The sequence below is a fragment of the Erwinia sp. MYb416 genome, from assembly GCF_037479575.1.
Classification (GTDB): domain Bacteria; phylum Pseudomonadota; class Gammaproteobacteria; order Enterobacterales; family Enterobacteriaceae; genus Erwinia; species Erwinia rhapontici.
The window spans coordinates 1-890 of the sequence record NZ_JBBGYT010000003.1 but is presented as its reverse complement, the minus strand read 5'-3'; the positions used below and the strand labels follow the sequence as shown (position 1 = coordinate 890).

Annotated in this window: 1 pseudogene; it reads right to left on the bottom strand. The window is 50.1% G+C overall.

The window, feature by feature from the left end:
* Positions 1 to 244 precede the first annotated feature (244 nt).
* Positions 245 to 890: pseudogene (locus WH277_RS00020) on the bottom strand (substrate-binding domain-containing protein); the annotation flags it as partial.

The following is an 890-nucleotide window of genomic DNA, read 5'->3' as shown; positions in this document are numbered from 1 at the left end:
GGTTAACAAAAAAGAATCTCATCAATTATAAAAGGAAATGATAATCATTCATTAAGACAAAAAACATCAGAGCGCACAAGTCGTAATGGTCCTCTTCCTGAAAATAGTGAAGGCTAAACTGAAGTATCCCATCTTTCAGAGGTATAACAGGTGTGCTTTCAACCTCGAGCTGATTACAGCCACAACCTGACCGTAATCGCACCTGATCCACCCTCTGCGGTGGGACTCAATAAACGCGAAATTTTCACAGTTTTTCTATCAGTGATTTTAATTGTGCAATGACAGATTTTTTCTCATCCTCTTCTTCTCCACCGTAAGGACAGGTTGACTGGCGGATAATCAAATGTGTCGGCAGCAATTCACGGATGTGAATCTGAGGGGCGGCCATCTGCTGGATTAACAGCTCGACGGCCCGCTTACCCAGCTTGTTGAAATCCTGCGCAACGGTGGTGAGCGGTGGCTGGAAATAGAGGCTGTCCGCCGTATCATCATAACCGGTGACGGAAACCATCCTGCTGCCGGTGCGATTCAGTTGCGCGAGGGCGCTCAAAACCCCTAGCGCCATTTGATCGTTCGCGACGACGATCGCGCTAATCCGCGGATACTGATGTAACAGCTCAAGGGCCTTATTCCGGCCACTGGCGGCACTCCAGTCACCAAAGACCGTAACCGCATTACTCACTCCAAGCCGGTGCAATGTCTCACGCCAGCTACTCAATCGCATACGCGCCGAAACGGAACTCCTGGCCCTGCAAGCAGGCCGAACTCACGATGCCCCAGTTCCCAGAGATGACGGATGCATGCTCCGCAGCCATCAAGGTGATCAAACCTTACGCAGCAGACATCCGTTTCCGGCGAAACATCTAAAAACAGACAGCAAATATCCGGGT